General features: G+C 53.7%; 18 protein-coding genes and 1 pseudogene. 12 read left to right on the forward strand and 7 right to left on the reverse strand.

What is annotated here, in order from left to right; genetic code table 11:
• Nucleotides 1-150: 150 nt before the first annotated feature.
• Together SFA31_RS14425 and SFA31_RS14430 are read right to left on the reverse strand one after the other, a co-directional pair.
• Nucleotides 151-441 carry a DUF1471 domain-containing protein gene (locus SFA31_RS14425; RefSeq protein ID WP_322839380.1) on the reverse strand — a complete coding sequence of 97 codons (291 nt, stop codon included), beginning with the start codon at nt 439-441 and terminating at the stop codon, nt 151-153.
• Between the two features lie 529 nt (nt 442-970).
• Nucleotides 971-1,894 (reverse strand): LysR substrate-binding domain-containing protein, encoded by a 924-nt coding sequence (locus SFA31_RS14430; protein ID WP_322838607.1) that lies wholly within the window; start codon nt 1,892-1,894, stop codon nt 971-973.
• Between the two features lie 425 nt (nt 1,895-2,319).
• On the opposite strand from SFA31_RS14430, the gene SFA31_RS14435 reads away from it, so the two are divergent.
• Entirely contained in the window at nt 2,320-3,654 is a 1,335-nt protein-coding gene (locus SFA31_RS14435) for a VOC family protein (RefSeq protein WP_322838608.1), read from the forward strand.
• 41 nt (nt 3,655-3,695) lie between these two features.
• Complete coding sequence (locus SFA31_RS14440) at nt 3,696-5,216, forward strand: carboxylesterase/lipase family protein (protein ID WP_322838609.1); 1,521 nt, start codon at nt 3,696-3,698, stop codon at nt 5,214-5,216.
• Here the strand turns inward: SFA31_RS14440 and SFA31_RS14445 are convergent.
• Entirely contained in the window at nt 5,205-5,528 is a 324-nt protein-coding gene (locus SFA31_RS14445) for a hypothetical protein (RefSeq protein ID WP_322838610.1), read from the reverse strand. The two genes, SFA31_RS14440 and SFA31_RS14445, sit on opposite strands and share 12 nt — an antisense overlap.
• A 98-nt stretch (nt 5,529-5,626) precedes the next feature.
• On the reverse strand, nt 5,627-6,529 hold the full coding sequence (locus SFA31_RS14450; RefSeq protein ID WP_322838611.1) for a LysR substrate-binding domain-containing protein: 903 nt from the start codon (nt 6,527-6,529) through the stop codon (nt 5,627-5,629).
• Nucleotides 6,530-6,646: 117 nt separating this feature from the next.
• Between SFA31_RS14450 and SFA31_RS14455 the strand changes: the two genes are divergently transcribed.
• From SFA31_RS14455 to SFA31_RS14470, 4 genes are all read left to right on the forward strand, one after another.
• Nucleotides 6,647-7,588, forward strand: a complete 942-nt coding sequence (locus tag SFA31_RS14455; protein WP_322838612.1) for an amidohydrolase family protein — start codon at nt 6,647-6,649, stop codon at nt 7,586-7,588.
• 517 nt (nt 7,589-8,105) lie between these two features.
• Nucleotides 8,106-9,764 (forward strand): glucan biosynthesis protein, encoded by a 1,659-nt coding sequence (locus SFA31_RS14460; RefSeq protein ID WP_322838613.1) that lies wholly within the window; start codon nt 8,106-8,108, stop codon nt 9,762-9,764.
• 173 nt (nt 9,765-9,937) lie between these two features.
• Entirely contained in the window at nt 9,938-10,510 is a 573-nt protein-coding gene (rimL, locus tag SFA31_RS14465) for a 50S ribosomal protein L7/L12-serine acetyltransferase (RefSeq protein ID WP_322838614.1), read from the forward strand.
• 28 nt (nt 10,511-10,538) lie between these two features.
• A complete protein-coding gene (locus SFA31_RS14470) occupies nt 10,539-10,757 on the forward strand; it encodes a hypothetical protein (protein WP_322838615.1) in 219 nt (72 codons plus the stop codon).
• Here the strand turns inward: SFA31_RS14470 and ydcK are convergent.
• Complete coding sequence (gene ydcK, locus SFA31_RS14475; protein WP_322838616.1) at nt 10,742-11,719, reverse strand: YdcK family protein; 978 nt, start codon at nt 11,717-11,719, stop codon at nt 10,742-10,744. The genes SFA31_RS14470 and ydcK overlap by 16 nt on opposite strands.
• 130 nt (nt 11,720-11,849) lie before the next feature.
• On the opposite strand from ydcK, the gene tehA reads away from it, so the two are divergent.
• From tehA to SFA31_RS14505, 6 genes are all read left to right on the forward strand, one after another.
• Nucleotides 11,850-12,872, forward strand: coding sequence for a dicarboxylate transporter/tellurite-resistance protein TehA (gene tehA / locus SFA31_RS14480; protein WP_322838617.1), 1,023 nt, complete (start codon nt 11,850-11,852; stop codon nt 12,870-12,872).
• Nucleotides 12,873-12,875: 3 nt separating this feature from the next.
• Nucleotides 12,876-13,466: a tellurite resistance methyltransferase TehB gene (tehB, locus tag SFA31_RS14485; protein WP_322838618.1), complete on the forward strand. Its 591-nt coding sequence runs from the start codon at nt 12,876-12,878 to the stop codon at nt 13,464-13,466.
• Nucleotides 13,467-14,538: 1,072 nt separating this feature from the next.
• Nucleotides 14,539-16,515 (forward strand): U32 family peptidase, encoded by a 1,977-nt coding sequence (locus tag SFA31_RS14490; protein ID WP_322838619.1) that lies wholly within the window; start codon nt 14,539-14,541, stop codon nt 16,513-16,515.
• Between the two features lie 34 nt (nt 16,516-16,549).
• Entirely contained in the window at nt 16,550-17,116 is a 567-nt protein-coding gene (locus tag SFA31_RS14495; RefSeq protein ID WP_322838620.1) for a GNAT family N-acetyltransferase, read from the forward strand.
• 374 nt (nt 17,117-17,490) lie between these two features.
• Nucleotides 17,491-17,736 carry a DUF2526 family protein gene (locus tag SFA31_RS14500; protein WP_322838621.1) on the forward strand — a complete coding sequence of 82 codons (246 nt, stop codon included), beginning with the start codon at nt 17,491-17,493 and terminating at the stop codon, nt 17,734-17,736.
• A 240-nt stretch (nt 17,737-17,976) separates the two neighbouring features.
• Nucleotides 17,977-19,080: a mechanosensitive ion channel family protein gene (locus SFA31_RS14505; RefSeq protein WP_322838622.1), complete on the forward strand. Its 1,104-nt coding sequence runs from the start codon at nt 17,977-17,979 to the stop codon at nt 19,078-19,080.
• A gap of 343 nt (nt 19,081-19,423) precedes the next feature.
• Here SFA31_RS14505 and SFA31_RS14510 read toward each other — a convergent pair whose 3' ends face one another.
• Nucleotides 19,424-19,957, reverse strand: a complete 534-nt coding sequence (locus SFA31_RS14510; protein ID WP_322838623.1) for an N-acetyltransferase family protein — start codon at nt 19,955-19,957, stop codon at nt 19,424-19,426.
• Nucleotides 19,958-20,135: 178 nt separating this feature from the next.
• Nucleotides 20,136-20,593, reverse strand: a pseudogene (locus SFA31_RS19110) (DDE-type integrase/transposase/recombinase); the annotation flags it as partial.
• Between the last annotated feature and the right edge of the window lie 111 nt (nt 20,594-20,704).

Below are 20,704 nucleotides of genomic sequence, written 5' to 3' on the forward strand. Positions count from 1 at the left end.
GAGATACAGGCTGGTGCAAAGCAAGCGACAACGCGCGAAGAGAAAACAGAAAAAAGCCTGAAACAAACGCGCGTTGTTTCAGGCTTGTCACTCCCATCAAACTAATGCGCGGGAGTTATGGTGATGAAAAATTAAACAATAAAGATGTGCTTATTTCTCACCTTTTTTAAAGACTTCCGCCACGGCTTCGAAGTTCGGCCCGTGCTCGCGGGCCGCGATGATAACGTAATATTCACCGCCTTTCTCATCGGCCAGTTTTGAAAGTTTATCGTGCAAATCACTGGGGGAAGAGATAGTACCGCCGGTAGCAGAAACATTCACATTACCCAGAGAGGTTAGGTTAAAGTGCTTCGCTTCTTCGCGGGAAATTTGGTCGGCAGCGAAGCTGCTCAGAGAGGTCATGGAAACCAGAAGTGAAGCAATTAAGGCGATTTTTTTCATCATAAAGCATCCTTGTTTGGTTGTGTTTGTGGTCAGGATGACCGGGCTTACCAAGTGTAGTCCAGACGTTAAAAAAACGCTTTTTCATCGGCGATATATTATTAACAGATTGATTATGGGATGTATATTGATTTCCATTGGATAAGTCTTAATGATGCGAGATTGATCTCATCCAACGGTTTCCAGCCGTAATCCTGTATAAATGCACTCGGCCTGCCGGCCAGTTTAATGGGGCTATATATCGCTGGTGGTATGTCGCTTAAACGTCTGCAGACGGGCGCGTTCGCCGCACCTCATTGCCTGTAACGTGTGCTCGCCGTCATTCCCTTGTTACGACGCATTTTAGCAGGGGCTGCCCATTGCGGTTGGTTATGTCTAATCGGTTTGGGTAAAGACAGTTTCCTCTGTTATGTCTCAACGCGCGGCGGAAAACAGCCGCAGATGCTGGGCTTTATCTTACGCTTTATTGGCAGGAAGCCTGAGCCCCTCCTGCGAGGCTTATTTTTGATCTTTCTTACTTACATGAATATTAACGTGACTGCGTCTGCCGTATACAGGCAATAATTGCCAGCGCGCCGTGGGAAAGCGGGGTGTCAACGCGGGTCAGGATACCGATAGGCTCTGCGCTGTCCGGCGTTGAGACGGGTAATACGCTAAGCTTGCCTTCCCGTAAATCTTCCCGCACCGCGCCTGAAGGCACAAACCACACATAATTATGCTCGATAGCCAGCTGGCGCGATAAAGAGGCGGACAGGGTTTCTACGCAGGCATCAGGCAGCGTGCAGCTTTGGGCCGCCAGTAGCGCTTCTGCCTGTCGACGGGGAACGGTTCCCTGAGGGGAGAGGACCACCGGCCATTCCATAACCCGGCTCAGCGTAACGTTGGCGCTCAGTAATGGGTGGGCAGGATGCACCACTAACTTTAAAGACTCCATGAACAGTAATTCATAATGCAAACCGCACATGAGCTCCGGGTCGGACATGCGGCCAATCCCAATATCAATTTCCGCGGCCTTCAGGCCTGCCAGCAGCATCGTATTGTTCATAGTGGCGATTTGTACTGTGACGTCTTTTTGCTGGCGGTGAAAATGGCCAATCGTCCCGGGTAGCAGCCCCAGCGCCGCGGTGGGAAGTGCGCCGATGCGCACGACATCGCACTGCTGTTCTTCACGGCGGTTCAGCGACAGCCCGGCGTGATTGAGTGCGTCCAGTACTCTGACCGCATGGGTTAAAAATTGTTCGCCGACCAGCGTCAACTGGGCTCCCAACCGCCCGCGCTCAAAGAGGCGCGCACCGGTAAGCTGCTCAAGCTCATTAAGCGTTTTTGATAGCGCGGGCTGGCTTAAATGTAAGGTTTCCGCTGCACGCCCCAGCGTTCCCTGTTGGGCAACGGCGACAAACGTGTGGAGATGCCGCAGGCGAATGCGCTGGCTAAAAAGAGTCTGTTTTTCCATAACCCATAGTAAAAACATTCACTGGCGGCAGACAAGTTAACCCAATCAATTTTGATAACCTGATAGCAAAATAAATTTAACATTACTAACATATGCCGACAGGTGGACTCAGCGTTTACGCCTTTGTGCTAACGCGGTTCAGCCGCCCATCTGATGAAAACATAAGGAAACGTTGAGGATAACCTGGCGTTATCCTTTATCAATGAACAAGCTTGAAGGAAGACAGAGTGTCAGCCATCGCCATCGTGCCAGCGCGCGTGGCCGGATAATCGGGAAAGTGCGTTGCCTGGGGCGCGAAACACAGCGGACATTGAGGGTTGTTCAGGCTCACAAAATACAATATTCACCCAACGCATCGGCGAAGAACTTTCTATCCTTGAAAACAGCCTGGCTCAAGGCGTTCCAGGCCATCAGAGGTAACGATTATGGCGAATATTGTGTCGCCCGATGAGATACGTGAAACATTTGTACTGGCGCTGTCGGCAATGTATCAGCGGGAAATTCCGCAGTACGCTACGCTGCTGGAACTGGTTTCAGAGGTTAATTTTGCGCTGCTTGAGAGTAGCCCTGCGCTGCATCAGAAGCTGGCCAATGCAGGGGAGCTGGCCTGTCTGAACGTAGAGCATCACGGCGCAATTCACGCGGGAAGCGCCGCTGAGCTTGCGACATTGCGCCGCTTATTTTTGGTTATGGGTATGCACCCGGTGGACTATTACGATCTTGCATTGGCCGGGATTCCCGCCCATGCGACCGCGTTCCGGCCGCTGGATGAAAGGGCGCTGGCACGCAATCCTTTTCGAATAGTGGTTTCTCTACTGCGCCCGGAATTTATTTCTGATGACCCCCTGCGGCGGCGCGTAAGAGCGCTGGTGGCGGCGCGAAATATCTTTTCGTCTCGCTGCCGTGAGCTGCTTGATATCTGTGATGCTCAGCAAGGCCTTACCGCCGCACAGGCAGAGATGTTTATTACCGAGGCGCTGGCAATTTTCCGCTGGCACCGCCGGGCAATCGTGGATGCCAAAACCTATGAAGCTCTGTTGCGCGTGCATTATCTTATGGCCGATGCGGTTTGTTTCCCCGGCTGTCATATTCACCATCTCACCCCACGCACGCTGGATATCGACAGAATACAGGCCTTAATGCCTGAGTTTGGTATCACCCCCGGTGCTATTATTGAAGGCCCGCCGCGCCGTAGTGTGCCCATTCTGCTGCGTCAAACCGGGTTCCGGGCGCAGGCGGAACATATTACCTTCACCTGTGGGCGTGAAGGGCACCACATTGCGCGCTATGGCAAAATCGAACAGCGTGGGATGGCGCTTACGCTTAAGGGACGCGCGTTGTATGAATCCCTGTTATTAAAAGCCGGCGTAGGGCAGGACAATCTGGGGCATCAGCTCCGGCTGGGCGATGTTTTTCTCCGCTTTCCCGATAGCGAAGACGCCCTGCGGCGCGAAAAACTAGGCTATTTTCGTTATCAACTGACGCCTGCGGGTGAAGCATATCGTCACGCGATACGCCCTGGCGTCGATCCTGAGCGTTATATCGCACGCGGTTGGGTTATTGCCCGTCCCGTTAAGTATGAGGACTTTCTTCCAATAAGAGGGCCGCTGAACCTTCATGTGGCGCCTGGTGATGAGTTAAACCCACGTAGTGCCAGTCAGGACGTTTTCGAACAGGCGCTGGGCGCGCCGCTCTTCTCTTCGTTCGCGCTGTATCAGGAACAGGAGGATAAGAGCAAACGACGTTGCGGTCTGCTATAAACGCGGTAAGCTTGCGGGGTGTTAGAAAACTGGACGCTAATATGGAATCACCGCGCACTCCGATAATCACACTTCCTGATGGCCAACTTATAGGTACACGCGACGACGATATCGCCGTCTGGCGTGGTATACCCTACGCTGCTCCGCCCACAGGCGATAGGCGCTGGCGGGCGCCTCAGCCCGTTATACCGTGGGAGGGCGTGCGGGTAGCTGACCGATTCGGCGCGGCGGCCTGGCAGGATGCGCAAACCTGCCGTGATATCGCAGGCGGCGATCCCGGCACTTTTGACGAAGACTGCCTGTGGCTGAATGTGTGGGCACCGGCAGAGGTCAGCGCAGATGCGGCGCTTCCGGTAATGGTGTGGCTGCACGGCGGCAGTTTCACGCTCGGCTCCGGCGGTCTCGCTCCGTATGACGGACGGGCGCTGGCCCGGCGTGGCGCGGTGGTCGTAACCGTCAATTATCGGCTGGGGCTGCTGGGTTTTTTTGCACATCCCGCACTGCAAGGTGAGGATATTTCAGGAGAAACCTGGAATTTTGGTCTGCTCGATCAAATTGCCGCTTTATATTGGGTGCGGAAAAATATCGCCCGCTTTGGCGGCGATCCGCGTAATGTCACGCTGTTTGGCGAGTCGGCGGGGGGGCGCAGCGTACTCTCATTACTCGCATCGCCGCTGGGGCGCGGATTATTTGATAAAGCCATTGTTCAGAGTGCCTACACGCTGGAAGACGAAAGTGCGGAAAAAGCGCAGGCGCGATGTATGGCTGCGGTGCGTCATCTGGGGGCGGGCATTGATTCTGATGCCGCCACGCTGCGTAAATTACCTGCCGATGCGCTGTGCGCCGCTGGCATGCCATTTACCATGGGACCGGTACCAATATGCGGAGATCGCGTACTTCCTCAAAGCATGATGCGCTGTTTTATGGCGGCGCGCCAACATCCAGTCCCGGTGATGATAGGCAGCAATAGCGATGAAGCCAGCGTAATGAATTTTTTTGGTATCGACCTGGCGCAGCAAATCCAGCGAATGCGCCGCGAGCGCCGCCTGGGGCTGGGGTTAATCCGCATGCTGTACCCAGGCGTGCGTAACGATGCCGAACTAGGGCGCCAGGTGTGCCGCGACATGGCGTTTACCACGATGGGATACATTGTTATGCAGGCCTGCCGGCGCAGGAAAGTGGCATGCTGGCGATACTGGTTCGATTACGTGGCCGCCGGTGAACGGGAACGCTACCCGCACGGCGCCTGGCATGGCAATGAAATCCCCTATGTTTTCGATAATCTTGCCCTTACGCCGCCGGTGAATGACTGCGCCGAGGCCAGCGATCGGGTGTTTGCCGGGCAGGTGGCGGACTACTGGACTGCTTTTGCCCGCTGGAGACCGGGTCAGGCGACGATACTGGATGGACCACTGCGCTGGCCTGCGTCCGGGCCCGGGCACGATGGAGTATTGCGGATTGGAGTACGGCGGTGCGCCGGTTTTAAACTGGAAAGGCGCTTTATGCGCGCTCGCGCGCGGCTTTTTAGACGAGTGATGCGCCATCACGTTTCACTTGATTAATGACCGGCGTTTTTTGCTGGCGCCGAATCTTATTGGTAAGGCGGTGCGGATGCGTGAATAGGCCTGAAACGCTTTGAGCCAGGCTGTTTTTAAGGATAGAAAGTTCTTTGCCGATGCGTTGGATGAATATTGTATTTTGTGAGCTTGAATAACTCTCAATGTCCGCTGTGTTTCGCGCCCCGGATGACGCACTTTCCCGATTATCTGACCACGCGCACTGGTACGATGGCGATGGCTGATACTCTGTCTTCCTTCAATCTTGTTCATGGCTAAAGGATAACGCCAGGTTATCCTCAAAATGCGCGTTAGCATAAGATAGCTCATTGGCATAAAGGCGCTGCGTAAAATCCGGCAAATCGTCTGCGCCGAGGGTAAACGCAAAGCTTCGTGCAAAAGTGCGGCGCCGCTGGTCAGTCATCGGGAAGGTTGAAGTCGCCGATGCTGCGCATCGTGGCGAGAAAGTTTTCCACCGTTGCGCGCTCCGTCGTCTGCCGGTAATAGATATTGAGTTCTGCCTGCGCCTCAAATTCTGGCAGCGCCTTATAGATGACACCCGGCGCGTTCAGAGAAAGAAAAGACGCCGGAAGCAGGGCGATGCCATAGCCTGCGGAGATGAGTGTTAATGTGGTGACAGTACTGTCCGCTATGTCTGTAATAAAAGGCGTTTGGCCCAGCAGGTGGGTTAGCGCATTTATTTGGCCATGATTATCTTTACTGTCTCCGTAAATAATAAATCGCTCATGAATAAGACTGGCGGCGGTAAGCGTGGCGCGGTGTGCCAGCGGATGGTTATCGCCGACGCCAACTATCCAGCGCCAGCGGCGCAAACGGTGCGTGATAATCCCCTGCGGGGGATGGCGGCTGAAGCACGGCATTACTGCCACATCCAGCGTCGCGTCCTGTAGCGCCTGGAGTTGCTGACCGGTAGGTAACTCTTTTAGCGTCAGGCGTACATCCGGGTAGCACAACCGAAACGCGCGCAGCGGCGCGGAAATCACATTGGCAAAAAAAGCGTTGCCGGAAAATCCGAGACGTAACATACCGCTGGCGCCGCTCGCCGCCTGACGAGCGCTTTCCACCGCGTAATCGGTCTGGGCCAGTATTTTTAATGCTTCTTCATAAAAACGCTTGCCCGCCTCGGTTAACTCAACGCCTCGCTTACGGCGATCGAATAACGGCGCGCCAATTTGGCCTTCTAAGTCTTGAATTTGCTTACTCAGCGCTGGCTGAACGATATTCAGCCGACGGGCGGCATTGCCAAAATGACGCTCCTGAGCGGCTGCGATGAAATAACGCAGGTGCCTTAATTCCATGATGCACGTCCATAACTCACGGTTATCAGCCGATGATAATAAGCTATTAGCCGGCCTGGGCAGAGTTGTTTATCGTGATGCGGTAATGAACTGGAATCATGATAAAAAGGAGAGCGCATGAGTACCTACAACCGTATTGATGTTCATCAGCATATTGTGCCGCCATTTTGGGCCGAGGCGCTGCCCCTGCACGGTGGAGATCCTTCCGGCTGGAAGAGTCCCGAATGGTCGCCTGCCTCAGCGATACGCTTTATGGATGATCTGCAGATAGGCTGTGGGATCTTATCGCTGACCGCGCCGGGGCTATCCGGATGGCAGGGCGCGGCGCGCTCAGAGATGGCGCGCCGGATTAATGATTACGCCGCTGAAATCGTTCACGGCAATCCGCAACGCTTTGGCAATTTCGTTACGCTGCCGCTGCCGGACATTGATGCAGCGCTGCGAGAACTGGATTATGCCCTGAACGATCTGCATGCCGATGGCGTGGTGCTTATGACCAACTATGACGGCATTTATCTGGGCGATGCGCGCTTTGAACCGCTGTGGCAGGCGCTGGATAGCCGGGCGTGCGTAGTATTCATCCACCCGTTTAAACCGCCAATGACACCGCTGGACGGCATGCCCGCGCCGCTCACCGATTTCCCGGCTGACACCACGCGAACCGCGTTACACATGACCATCAATGGCGTAATGCGCCGTTATACGCGTATGAAGGTGATTTTATCGCACGCGGGCGGTTTTTTGCCTTATGCCTGTGAACGCTATGCTGAACTGCTGCCTGGCCTCAACGCTGAGTTATCTGCAGAGGTGATACGCGATGATTTGCGCCGTTTTTATTTTGATACAGCGCTTTCCTGTGGATCTATCTCCCTGACGGCGCTATTAGCCTTTGCCCGGCCAGGACACGTGCTATACGGCAGTGATTATCCGTATGCGCCGGCGAGCGTAGGCGCTTCTTTCACCGCTCAGCTAGACGCTTTTGATGGTTTTCAGGGGGAGCTGCGGGCGCAGGTGAATCGGGATAGCGCCTTAATCTTATTCCCTCGTTTAATGAAATAATTTACGCGCCGCCGCGTGTAAATGATGAATCGTTGGTCCCTGCGTTATCGGTTCATCATTTGCATTGCAGGCGCACCGTATTGGAAAGTGTTTCGGGCAGGCAGGCGCTTTCAGGCATGGGTGAGCGTTTCACGACAAAACGCGCGGCAAGAAATGATTAAATCTTCGGTATTGTTTTATTAGTTACAACATACTATTTGCTAATAATAGTTTGCAGGCAGCGCGGCCTCGTGCCGAGATTAACAACGTCTGGCAAAAAGAATGAAACCCGCAGCAAAAGAAGCAGAGACAATAGCGGCTGAGAAATCCGCGTGTTCCGTTTATTCATCTTTTGCAGATTATCGCTGGTCCGATTTTTTATTCGGGCGTGGCGGGCGCGCTAAAGAGGCAAAAACGGCGAAACTCACCGCTTTTCAATGAATTTTGTCTGGCATGCGGAGTCATACCTGAGGCATTATTTATTGCCGCTTCCGTCAGGCGGCGTAAAATATTTCAACCATAGGACTCATACTCAGGCATGAACCGCAGACGTTTTCTTAAAGCCTCTATGGCTCTTGCCGCAGCCTGCGGCACGCCGGGCCTTGCTGGCCTGTTCTCACAAACCGCATGGGCGGATGATGATGACGGTATCGCCGATGGTGATTCACGCCCCTTTGATTTTGAACATTTACAGAAAAAGGCCGCTCTGCTGGCGAAGGCAAACTGGCGCGGCGCTCCGCGCCCGCTGCCAGAGACGCTGACGCAGCTAACGCCTCAGGCATATAACAGTATTCAGTATGACGCCGGTCATTCGCTGTGGAATACGCTCTCCGGGCGCCAGTTAGATGTACAGTTCTTTCATATGGGCATGGGGTTTAAACGCCGCGTGCGCATGTTTTCCCTCGATCCGTCCTCACATCAGGCGCGGGAAATCCATTTTCGCCCCGAGCTTTTTAACTATCACGATGCTGGCGTAGATACGCGTCAGCTAGCCGCCCAGCCGGACCTGGGTTTTGCCGGCTTTCGCGCATTCAAAGCTCCATTGCTGGCGCAGCGCGACGTTGTCTCTTTTTTAGGCGCCAGTTATTTTCGCGCCGTGGATGATACCGGTCAGTATGGGCTATCGGCGCGAGGCCTGGCCGTGAATACCTTCACCGACGGCACCGAGGAGTTTCCGGATTTTACCGCGTTTTGGTTTGAAACCCCGGCGGCAGATTCGACCACGTTTGTGGTTTATGCACTGCTTGACGGCCCGAGCGTGACCGGCGCGTATAAATTTACGATTCACTGCGAGAAGAAGCGCGTGGTGATGGATATCGAGAATCATCTGTTTGCGCGCAAGGCGATTAAGCAGGTTGGCATCGCGCCGATGACCAGTATGTTTAGCTGTGGTACCAATGAGCGGCGTATGTGCGATACCATTCATCCGCAAATACATGATTCCGATCGCCTGGCAATGTGGCGCGGTAACGGCGAGTGGGTATGTCGCCCGTTAAATAACCCACAGAAACTGCAATTTAACGCGTTTGACGATGAGAATCCGAAAGGCTTTGGTTTGGTACAAAGCGATCATCATTTTGAAAACTATCAGGATGTTCTTGGCTGGTATGATAAACGGCCCAGCTTATGGGTGGAGCCGCGCAGCGCATGGGGGAAAGGGGCGGTTAACTTGCTGGAAATACCGACTACCGGTGAAACGCTCGATAATATTGTGTGCTTCTGGCAGCCGGAAAAACCCATTCAGGAAGGCGACGAATTAGCCTTTAAATATCGACTGTACTGGAGCGCACTGCCGCCGGTGCACACGCCGCTGGCGCGTGTGCATGCGACCCGAACTGGCATGGGCGGCTTCCCTGAAGGCTGGGCGCCCGGTGAACACTACCCTGAAAAATGGGCGCGCCGGTTCTCCGTAGATTTTGTCGATGGCGCGCTAACGTCTTTTGCCGATAAAGGCATTGAGCCTGTTATTACTTTATCGTCCGGTGAAGCACGCCAGCTTGAGATACTTTATGTGGCGCCGCTCAACGGATACCGTATTCTGTTTGACTGGTACCCAACGGACAGCGGCACCGCACCGGTTGAAATGCGAATGTACCTGCGTAGCCAGGGGGAGACGCTCAGCGAAACATGGTTGTACCAGTATTTCCCGCCGGCGCCGGAGCAGCGTAAATACGTTGACGATCGCCAAATGCGCTAGCCAACGGCATTTGTACCAGCCTGATAATCCATGAAGCCGCATTGATAAATGCGGTTTTCATCATTTTAGCGACGCTATTACGTAGCTAAAGATAATTTGCCCCGGCGGGGCGAAATACCGGTCACCTTTTATTAGGGTGAATTTTACCGTTGCGCAGCGAGTAAGGAGAGAGGGTGACACAAACTCATAGCTGGCAGGATGAAACCCTGGAGATTGACGCACGCCTGCGTTTAGCGTCGGTGAACGAGAATTTTCTTGAACCGCTGTACGCCCTGATCATAAGTAATAAAGCCTGGCTACAGCAGGCAATGGATTGGCCGCAGCACGTTGTCGATAAAGAAGACACGCTCAAAACGCTACGTGGGAATTATTTCCTGCATCATCGTAATTTCAGCAAGATGTTTATGATCCTGCACGATAGTGTGCTGGTCGGCGTTTTTTCGTTAAACGTGATTGAGCACGCGAATAAAGCGGCTTATATCGGCTACTGGCTGGCACAAGCGGCCCAGGGGCAGGGGATTATTTCACGCGCGCTACAGGCAGTGATGCAAAAATATGCGCAGGAAGGCGCGGTGCGCCGCTTTGTTATACGCTGCATCGTTGCCAATGAGGCGAGTAATCGCGTAGCGCTGCGCAATGGTTTTTCGCTGGAAGGCCGCCTAAAACAGGCGGAGTTTCTAAACGGAAGATTTCACGATCAGAATATTTATGCGCGGATTATCGATAGTGAAGCGGATCGGGCATAACACAAATCAATGAATGAAAGTCGGTATAATGTCCACCGCCGCCAAAGCGTGCAAGCGGCAGGATAATTGGCCTGGAATCACGCTGCCGGGCGTGCTGCCAATGACATTGCGCATGGTGTTACGGCAGATACCCGTCGGTGAGCGGCCCCGGCGAACCCTGCTCACAAAGTTTAGTCAGTTCCCCACCTCATGGGAAGCATGGATGCCGCTGCTCCTGATAGCCATCGCGCTTCAGACAATCCCATAAAATGGCATGCGCGTAATGTACTGCTCATCGGTGAACACTTTATTTCCGTGAATATGCAGCGTTTCGCTATCTACGTTTACTACATTAACGCGATCGCATACGCGGATTTGATCATCCAGCGTGACGCTGCCACGTACGCAGGCATTGCCGCTAACCTCGACCCGATCGTCCAGTAATAATGGGCCGCCGCTTAGCACTGCGTAGTCCCCAACCACAACGTGGTGTTTTAATACGCAGTCTCCGTATACGCGAGCACAGCCACACACGCGGGCGCTATAGCGCAAAGTCGGACTTTCCCCCTCGCCGCGCCCGGCGATGATTTGCGCCCGCTCGCAAACCTGCGCGCAGTCACAAATCCATACATCGTTGATTTCGTTGCCTTCAATGATTGCATGATCGAAGATGGCTGCACGATGCTCGACAAAGGCGTAGCTCACCAGCGCGCTGCCGTAAATTTGGGCCTGATGCACAATTCTGGAGGCGTAAACGCTGGCGCGGTCCGCAATGCGCAGACGCAAATGTGTATCATCGGTAAAACCCTGGCATGCCCGCACGTGGCTGTCACTTATTCGCGCCACATCGCTAATCACGCACTCCCCGGAAACCTGTGAGGCGCGCACGCTGGCCTGCCCGGTAACGTGGGCGTGATGACTGATATACGAATCGTCGATACTGGCCTCACCGTCTATTTGCGCGCCGTGGCTGATAATACTCGCGCCGCAGATACGCGCTTCGCCGGAAACGCGCGCGCCGCCATAAAGCAGCGCGCTGGTATCATATAACCAGCAGTTGCCTTGTTGGCTCAGCTGCGTAGTGTCTTCCAGCCAGCCGCCGCGCTCGCCGGCGCGCACATCGGCGAAATCGACGAGCGCTTCAATCTGGCGCAGCCAGCGAGTATGCGTCGTATCTGCTTCCTTTATCACAAAAGGACGAGCGGGTTCGCAAAGGCGAAATTTAGGCATGGCTGCTCTCTGTAATTTCAGGGTGCTTTATTAACCGTAGCAAAGATCCCGATTCCTGAGGCGCGAGGGTGGCATCTCTCAGGCAAATCTCATAAAATGCATTTCAAATATATTTTAAGATTTAAACATAATGCATTATCAACCTACAGGCGAACCCCGACTTACGGTACAACGCTGCATTCTAAAATTACCTGCCGGCTATTTTGGTATGGTCCTGGGTATTATCGGTATGGGGTTAGCGTGGCGCTATGCGCCTACGGTCTGGGCTATACCACGCTGGCCCGGAGAATTCCTGGTAGGCACGGCTATCGCGCTATGGCTATTTCTCATGAGTGCATTTTTATGGCGACTGGTGCGCCATCCATGGTCAGTGCGTGCGGAAATGCATAATCCAGTGCAAAGCAGTTTTGTCAGCCTGGCGCCAGCCACTACGATGCTGGTCGCGATAGGCGTGCTGCCCTGGCTGCGCCCGCTGGCAGTCGGTTTATTTGTGACGGGCGCGGCGGTGCAGCTTCTTTACGCCGCCTGGCAAAGCGCGGGGTTATGGCGCGGCAATCATCCAAAGGAAGCCACCACGCCGGGGTTATATTTGCCTACCGTGGCCTGTAACTTCATTAGCGCAATGGCCTGCGGTGTATTAGGCTGGCGTGAAGCCGGCGTGCTGTTTCTCGGAGCCGGCCTGTTTTCCTGGCTCAGCCTGGAACCGGCGATTTTACAGCGTCTGCGTAATGATGGCGCAATGCCAGAGTCGTCGCGCGCGTCTATAGGTATTCAGCTCGCGCCTGCGCTGGTAGCCTGCAGCGCGTGGCTAAGCGTGAACGGCGGCGTAGGGGATACTCTTGCCTGCCTGCTGTTTGGTTATGGGCTATTACAACTGTTATTTATGCTGCGTCTGGCGTCATGGTATCTTGCTATGCCGTTCAGCGTGGCGTTCTGGAGCTTTTCATTTGGGGTATCGGCGCTGGCGACTACCTCGCTGCATTTAGTTGCTGCCTATCCCAATGATATTTACCGCTGGCTGGCCCCGGCGCTGTTTATTTTTTCGAATACGGTCATCGGCGTACTTATAATACGGACCCTAATATTGCTGGCGCAAGGCAGGCTGTTGATGCGCGAGCGCGGGCCTGTAGATGAAACACAAGAGGAGCATTAATGAATGCGAGATGAACATTATTTTACCGAAAAATACGGTCTGACGCAGACGCACTCCGAAGTCCTTAACGCGATGCAATACCTGCCGTCGCAGGGGAAAGCGCTCGACCTGGGCTGCGGAAATGGGCGTAATAGCCTGTATCTGGCGGCCCGGGGTTATGACGTTACCGCGTTGGATCGCAATGAGTCCAGCATTGAGAATGTCCGGCGTATTGCGCAGGCGGAGGGAATAACGACGCTAAGCGCGGATATCGCAGATTTAAATACCCTGCATTTTGACGGTGAATACGACATTATTCTCTCAACGGTGGTGATGATGTTTCTCCAGCCGCAGGCCATTCCGGGGCTAATTGCAAATATGCAGCGAGCGACGCGCACAGGCGGTTATAACCTGATTGTCGCAGCGATGGATACCGACGATTATCCCTGCCGCGTCGGATTCCCGTTCGCCTTTCGGGCCGGGGAGTTGTCTAACTACTACGCAAACTGGGAAACAGTGAAATACAACGAAGACCCCGGCGAGCTGCACCGCACCGATGAAAACGGCAACCGTATCAGGCTGCGTTTTGCCACGCTGCTGGCACGTAAAATGTAGCGGCGCAGCGGCTTCTTTTGAGCCGGGCACCGCGAACGCCCGGCGATTGCGCCGAAGGTTATCAATATCACTATTATTTCTGCGGGCGAGTATGCGGGCAGGACGACGCGGCGGTGAGCCGCATAATAATAAATATACCGACTGTTCTGTGAGTCCACGCACGGAGCATTGACCGCACACAAAATTCCCGGCGAAATGGGAAATACCATTCAAAGCTGCGCAAGTGATTGTTCATCGCTCTTGGCGCTATTTAACGCGATTTTCCATTAAAGACTGCCAAACTTCGCTGTTATCTGAATAATTGATTTATTTTATAGACGGAAAACCCGCAGCAATACATGTAGCCAGAGGGAAACGGATGTGCACCCCTGCATGATATGGCGCTTACCGGAAAATTTGGCACTGGCTAATACTCAGTTTATTCTCTCGCCACGCCACGCCACGCCACGCCACGCCACGCCACGCCACGCCACGCCACGCCACCGGCGAACTGTTTTACGAATCAATTACCTGACATATGGCCAGTGCGCTCAACTTCACGCTCTCATAGCTCGAATTGGCGATGAGAGGTTAATCACCGATTTGTAGCAAGCCCTGCGAACGCAGGCGCTATAAGAAATAAGACGTACTCTATGATGAAGAGAAATGGCATCTGGGGCATGGTCAGTCAATTGCGTGAACGACAAAGAAATCAGGATTATTTCCGCGCACCTTTTTCTCTTAATGACGACGGTAATCTGGTTTAAGGCTGCTTCATTGGCACTTACGATGAAAGTTCGGCAGGAAATGCGCGGGGTTACGAGTACCTTCGGAAGAAACACCCGGAAAGGAAACCTGAGCCAACCTTTAAGAGCATGACTGTGGTGTTCCGGTATGAAGCTGGCTCAAAACCTGTGCTTTCCGGTGAGCCTGATAAAATTCCCCAGCCAGCCATGCTTCAATATTTGCCGCCAATGATATTATCTAAATACAGTATCAATCCTGTGCTTCCCTTTTTACGCTGCGAAAGCAGTTCTGATTTACGGGTATTCTGACTACAATAGCCGCTTTTCGACCGACATGGATACACCGTATGCGCCAGCACGCCAACGCACTTGAACTTCTTAGCCCGGCTCGCGATGCCGATATTGCCCGCGAGGCGATTCGCCACGGCGCCGACGCGATATACATCGGTGGGCCTGGCTTCGGGGCGCGTCATAATGCCGGCAATAGCCTGAGCGATATCGCCGGGCTGGTGCCGTTTGCGCATCGCTATGGCGCGAAAGTGTTTGTTACGCTTAATACCATTTTGCATGACGCAGAGCTGGAGCCGGCGCAGCGCTTAATCCACGACATCTACGAGGCGGGCGTGGATGCGCTGATTGTGCAGGATATGGGGATTCTGGAGCTGGATATCCCCCCCATCGATCTCCACGCCAGCACGCAGTGCGATATACGCAGCGTTGAAAAGGCGGCATTTCTCGCCGCGGCGGGATTTTCACAGATAGTTCTGGCCCGTGAGCTTAGTCTGGCGCAAATACAGGCGATTCATCAGCAGTGCGATGCGACGCTGGAGTTTTTTATCCACGGCGCGCTGTGCGTGGCGTATTCCGGGCAGTGCTACATTTCACACGCCCAGACCGGGCGCAGCGCCAACCGGGGCGATTGCTCGCAGGCCTGCCGCCTGCCATACACATTAAAAGATGAGCACGGCCGCGTGGTGGCCTGGGAAAAACACCTGCTCTCCATGAAGGACAATAATCAGACGGCGAATCTGGAATCGCTTATCGATGCCGGCGTGCGCTCTTTCAAAATCGAAGGGCGCTATAAAGACATGAGCTATGTCAAAAACATTACGGCGTGGTATCGCCAGCGGCTGGATGCGATTATCGACGCCAGCGATGGCGCGCTGCGTCGCGCTTCGCTCGGGCATACCGAACACTTTTTTGTGCCTTCACCGGATAAAACTTTCCATCGCGGCAGTACCGATTACTTTGTGCACGGGCGGCAGGGGGAAATCGGGGCTTTTGATTCGCCGACGTTTGTCGGGCTGCCGGTGGGCGAACTGGTGGCACAGGGAAAAGACTGGGTTGAAATTGTCTCACCGGAGCCGTTCTCCAACGGCGATGGTCTGAATGTCATGATTAAGCGCGAAGTGGCGGGCTTTCGGGTCAATGTCGCGCAAGACAAAGGCAACGGGCGCTGGCGTTTAAGCACCAACCCACTGCCACCGGCCATGGCTACGCTGCGTTTACCGCAGCCGATTAATCGCAATCTCGACCACAACTGGCAGCAGGCGCTGCTAAAAACGTCCAGTGAACGGCGCGTGGCGGTCTCGCTTATATTTGAATGGCAGAGCGGTACGCGGCTGCAATTAACTGCGCAGAGTGAAGAGGGCGTAAGCGTGACGCATACGCTGGACGGGCAGTTTGACGCGGCGCGCGATGTGGAAAAAGCGCGCGAAAATCTGACGGCGGGGCTGTCGAAAATGGGGCAGACCGTGTTTCGGTCGCATAATATTGATATTCTCGGCGCGGAGCTGCCGTTTGTGCCTAACGGTCTGTTGAATCAGCTCCGGCGTGAAACGCTGGAACTTCTGGATGCAGCGCGCCTGGCCGCCTGGCCGCGCGCGCTGCGCAAACAGGAAACCTCACCGCCGCCGGTGTGGCCGCAGACCCACCTTTCTTTCCTGGCCAATGTCTACAATGGAAAAGCGCGCCAGTTCTATCAGCGCCACGGCGTATCGCTGATTGAATCTGCCTACGAAGCGCACGAAGAGAAAGGTGAAGTGCCGGTCATGATCACTAAACACTGCCTGCGTTTTGCGTTTAATTTGTGTCCAAAGCAGGCTAAAGGCGTGAAGGGGATCCGCGCGACGCCAATGCAACTGGTACATCAGGATGAAGTATTGACGCTGAAGTTTGACTGCAAACCCTGTGAAATGCACGTGATGGGGAAAATCAAACCGCATATCCTTAAAATGCCGCTACCGGGGAGCATTGTCGCGAGTATCTCGCCGGAGGCATTGATGTCGACGCTTCCAGGCCGAAAAGCGAAAGCACAGCGGTAGTCCGGCGTTTGCCGGACGCCGTACGGGGAGAGCCATGAACCTATATTCAACGCCGCGTTTATATCTTCGGACGTGGCGCGATTCCGATATGATTCCCTTTGCCGCCATCAACGCAGATGCGCGGGTAATGCGCTATTTTCCTGCGGTTTTGTCACAGGCACAAAGCCATGCGCTGGCGGAACGTATTCGCAGCCAAATGGCGCGTGACGGCTATGGTCTGTGGATTGTAGAAGCGAAAGATAGCGGCGAAGTTATTGGAATAGTCGGTTTACAGCAGGTGGACCTGACGCTGCCGTTTGCGCCGGCCGTAGAGATAGCGTGGCGATTGGCGTGGCGTTTCCAGGGGCAGGGAATAGCGACGGAAGCCGCCGCGCGAGTTTTGCAGATTGCTGAGCCCGATTTTGGGTTGAGCAGTATTATTGCCTTTACCGCCAGCGTGAATAAACCCTCTCTGCGGGTGATGGAAAAAATCGGCATGCATTATGAGCGAGATTTTGCGCATCCGCGCTTGCCGGTAAATGATCCCTTAAGCCTTCACTGTTTATATCGCTTTTCAGCTACTTCTTCGTTTAAGACTATTCGCCCCGACGGGGCGAAATAATGCCACATAACGTATGAGTTAAAAGACGGATATTAACTTGGTGACGTTGTCACAATGATGCGGGCGATTCTTAAAAAGGGCCGCGTATGCCAGCTTTTTATCTTTGGTAAAGACAGGCCAAAAAAGAGGGGGAGCGGGAACCGCCTTTAGGTCTGGTTTATAGCGATCGATTCGCATCCGGCGGGTGCGCCTGAAGCCTCTAACACAAACGCATTGGGTGACATTACACAATAATCCATCAATGATTTTGGCGATAAAACTCAGACATGAAATTGAGCGCGGTAAACAGGCTTACGGCGCAGGTAAAAATGCAATGATAGAATAGAACTATTCAGGCCGCATTTTGGCGGCGATATCGCTTACGAGGAGAGACTATGTCCGATTTGGATGAGATGACGCAGCGGGTGGAAGCCGTTATTCAGAAAGGCGTGATTGCGCCTATGAATATGCTGCTGGTCGAGCTTGGTGAAGACGCCGGGCTATCTCAAGAAACGCGCTACGCGCTACAACAGAAATTAAGAATTGCGATTACCCATCGCGACCGCCACGCCCGGGAAGCGAAGGAAGAATCGGAACACGTACGAAGTGAGCAGCTTACCCGCGGTGGAAAAATCCTGTAATAGTGCGATATAACGCGGATTGGCTTTGGCACCAATCCGCGCTGGCTGCCGCATCTTCCGGCGCTGTGGTTAACGCCGGTTGCCTGTAATGTCATCTTTTAGCCTACCGCTTAAAGCAATATCTTTTCGCTAAATTCGCGTAAAAATCGCTGCCGGGAAATACTGTAAAACCGGGGCCGCTCGGGTCTCATCCTCTGAAATGCTACACTGGTGGGTTTAGTGCAAAAAGGGGGAGAGCCTGTGACCATCATTGAAAAAATGAACATATTGCCTCTGTTAACCTCAGTGCCGTTTTGGACCCGCGTGGCGCTGGTGCTTGCGATAGCGCTTGCAGCCTGGGGAATGATGACGAAAGTTTTAAGCGTCATCCGTAAAGCTTTGGAAACCCGTGCAGACAGCGGGCGCTGGCGCTTTATCGCCTTCGATGTACTTAACCATACCAACCGCGCGCTCATTTTTATCGCTGCTTTTTTAATTAGCCTGCGCTTTGCGGCGCTGCCGCCTGCGCTCGCTGGCATCATCGCACACGCCTGGTTTTTAGTGCTCGCGGTGCAGGTTGCTATATGGTTTGACCGGGCCATCACTTCCTGGATGGCGCAGGTAATGCAAAGCCCGGGCGGAGGCTATCGTAATCCGGTCACGCTGATTATTTTAACGGTGATGCTGCGCGTGCTGGTCTGGGCCATGATGCTATTGTCCATCCTTGGCAATGTTGGCGTGGATATTACGGCGCTGGTCGCAAGCCTTGGCGTAGGGGGGATTGCCATTGCGCTGGCGGTACAGACGGTATTGAGTGATATCTTCGCATCGCTGGCGATAGGGTTTGATAAACCTTTTGAAATAGGGGACTTCATCGTATTTAACGATGTCTCCGGCACAATTGAACATATCGGGCTGAAAACCACGCGTATTCGCAGCCTGAGCGGGGAACAAATTGTTTGTGGAAATGCGATCCTGCTTCAGCAAACCATCCATAACTATAAGCGTATGCAAACCCGGCGAGTGGTGTTTACGTTTGGAATTGCTATTAATACGCCGCCGGAGAAACTGCGAAAGATTGGTGAGATAGTGAAGCTGATCGTTAACGATGTTGGCGACACGCAGTTCGATCGCGCCCACTTCTCTGCTTTCGATAGCGACAGGCTGACATTTGAGGTGGTGTATATCGTCAGCACCGCTGATTACAATAAATATATGGACTTGCAGCAGGAGATAAACATTCGCCTGATGGAAACGCTGGCAGAGCAGCATATCCGGCTGGCGGTGCCCAACCTCAGCGTCAGCCCGCCAGAGTCCGCTGCTGCCCGGCCAGCCGGTAGCGATAGTGGAGTACCGGCTGGTTGACTGTCGCTGAAGAGAAGATTTTCTGATTACACCGCTGGCTGTGTTCGCTTATTCTCAGCCACCGGCGGCGATAGTGGGGCGCCGCTTTTCGCTTCGCAGAGGCCGGGGTATTGAAGCCTGTATCTGAAAACCGGTAGCGCCATGGCAAGAACCTGTTTTGGACAGGTGCAATCAGTGAGAGGCGCTCGCAGCGCGCTACCCATTAACGATAACGCCGCTCCTGGCTGGGGTTATTCCCGCAGTGGAATTCCAGGCGGCGGCTGGCGTAACTCAGGCCGATCGCCGCACGGGTTAATGTCTCATCAACGTTTGCTGCCCTGAAGCGTTTTTGAATTAATACTTGCTATCTCTTCGCATTTTTCTCATCGCCAGGTGCGCGCGACTCGTCCAGCTTCAACTGCATAAACGTTAAATCGAGCCAGCGCCCAAATTTAGCTCCCACCTGCGGCATATGCGCCGTTTCAGTAAACCCCAGCGAGCGGTGTAAATGCAGTGAAGGCTGATTAGTGGCCGTTATACCTGCCACCATCATGTGCATCCCGGCCTGGCGCGCCTCTGCGATAATCTGTGTCAGCAGCGCGCGTCCGGCGCCTTTTCCCTGATGATCAGGATGCACGTAAACGGAATGCTCAACGGTATAGCGAAATCCATCAAATGCGCGCCAGGCGCCGTAGGAAGCATAACCCGCGACGTTTCCCGCTTCATCGGCATAAATCAGCACCGGATAACCGTCGCTCTGGCGCTGCGTTATCCAGGTACTGCGATTATCACTGTCCACCGCTTGCTCACTCCAAATAGTGTCAGTATGTAATACGGCGTGATTATAAATAGCGGCGATAGCGGCGGCATCCTGTAGCGCAGCGTGGCGAATCTTCATAACGGCTCCTTATTGACTATGGCGATACAGTATTACCGAAAGCCTGCCCGCTACGGCAAGCGATTTTGAAACGCATAATGCCGTTGTCATCTATACGCGGTTATTCGGATACGGTTGTAACGTTTGCGATGAGGTAGCACTTTGCCTTATTCAAACGCCGTACATTTTAAAATTCTGCTTACAAACGCATTTCGCCCGGCCGGGCGGCATAATTAAACGCTGAGGGACCAGCCTTTACGTAATACATGCATTACCTCAATACCTTTGGTTATGGCGTAAGCCGTTTTCGTGGATTTTAGTCCGTGGCTTCTGGTGTCTTTTTAGTTTGTCACGATCGCATTCACCGGCGTTATTCCGAACGGTGTTCAACGTTAGACGGGCGTCGCCCTTCGCGTTTGAGCACAGCAAGCGCGCCTTAGGTGGGCGCTTATCCATATTGATAAACAGTGGGGTTGCCGCTTCTCACGTTGTTGAGGATTTTATCCAGAGGGCGGGAGACGACGGTTTTGCTGTTACGACGCGGGAGAGATAAAATCAACGGTGCGGCTTCTGCTGCCGGCGGCCTTTGACCATCACGTTGGTTTTATCAATATGTCACGGGCAGAAATAGAAAGGGTAGCGCCAATACCAGCGCAATTATTCACGAGGCTTAATTACGCGGTATTAAATTAACACTTACGCGAAATATTAAATTCGCTCCTTACCTCTATTTCCTGGCTAATTATCATCTTAATCGCGCTGATTGTC

The organism is Erwinia sp. HR93 (assembly GCF_034555055.1).
Classification (GTDB): Bacteria; Pseudomonadota; Gammaproteobacteria; order Enterobacterales; family Enterobacteriaceae; genus Apirhabdus; species Apirhabdus apintestini.

Coding starts and splice junctions, on each gene's coding strand:
- SFA31_RS14425 (WP_322839380.1), bottom strand. CDS start 441: ATGAAAAAAATCGCCTTAATTGCTTCACTTCTGGTTTCCATGACCTCT.
- SFA31_RS14430 (WP_322838607.1), bottom strand. CDS start 1,894: ATGGAAAAACAGACTCTTTTTAGCCAGCGCATTCGCCTGCGGCATCTC.
- SFA31_RS14435 (WP_322838608.1), top strand. CDS start 2,320: ATGGCGAATATTGTGTCGCCCGATGAGATACGTGAAACATTTGTACTG.
- SFA31_RS14440 (WP_322838609.1), top strand. CDS start 3,696: ATGGAATCACCGCGCACTCCGATAATCACACTTCCTGATGGCCAACTT.
- SFA31_RS14445 (WP_322838610.1), bottom strand. CDS start 5,528: ATGCTAACGCGCATTTTGAGGATAACCTGGCGTTATCCTTTAGCCATG.
- SFA31_RS14450 (WP_322838611.1), bottom strand. CDS start 6,529: ATGGAATTAAGGCACCTGCGTTATTTCATCGCAGCCGCTCAGGAGCGT.
- SFA31_RS14455 (WP_322838612.1), top strand. CDS start 6,647: ATGAGTACCTACAACCGTATTGATGTTCATCAGCATATTGTGCCGCCA.
- SFA31_RS14460 (WP_322838613.1), top strand. CDS start 8,106: ATGAACCGCAGACGTTTTCTTAAAGCCTCTATGGCTCTTGCCGCAGCC.
- SFA31_RS14470 (WP_322838615.1), top strand. CDS start 10,539: ATGTCCACCGCCGCCAAAGCGTGCAAGCGGCAGGATAATTGGCCTGGA.
- ydcK (WP_322838616.1), bottom strand. CDS start 11,719: ATGCCTAAATTTCGCCTTTGCGAACCCGCTCGTCCTTTTGTGATAAAG.
- tehA (WP_322838617.1), top strand. CDS start 11,850: ATGCATTATCAACCTACAGGCGAACCCCGACTTACGGTACAACGCTGC.
- tehB (WP_322838618.1), top strand. CDS start 12,876: ATGCGAGATGAACATTATTTTACCGAAAAATACGGTCTGACGCAGACG.
- SFA31_RS14490 (WP_322838619.1), top strand. CDS start 14,539: ATGCGCCAGCACGCCAACGCACTTGAACTTCTTAGCCCGGCTCGCGAT.
- SFA31_RS14495 (WP_322838620.1), top strand. CDS start 16,550: ATGAACCTATATTCAACGCCGCGTTTATATCTTCGGACGTGGCGCGAT.
- SFA31_RS14500 (WP_322838621.1), top strand. CDS start 17,491: ATGTCCGATTTGGATGAGATGACGCAGCGGGTGGAAGCCGTTATTCAG.
- SFA31_RS14510 (WP_322838623.1), bottom strand. CDS start 19,957: ATGAAGATTCGCCACGCTGCGCTACAGGATGCCGCCGCTATCGCCGCT.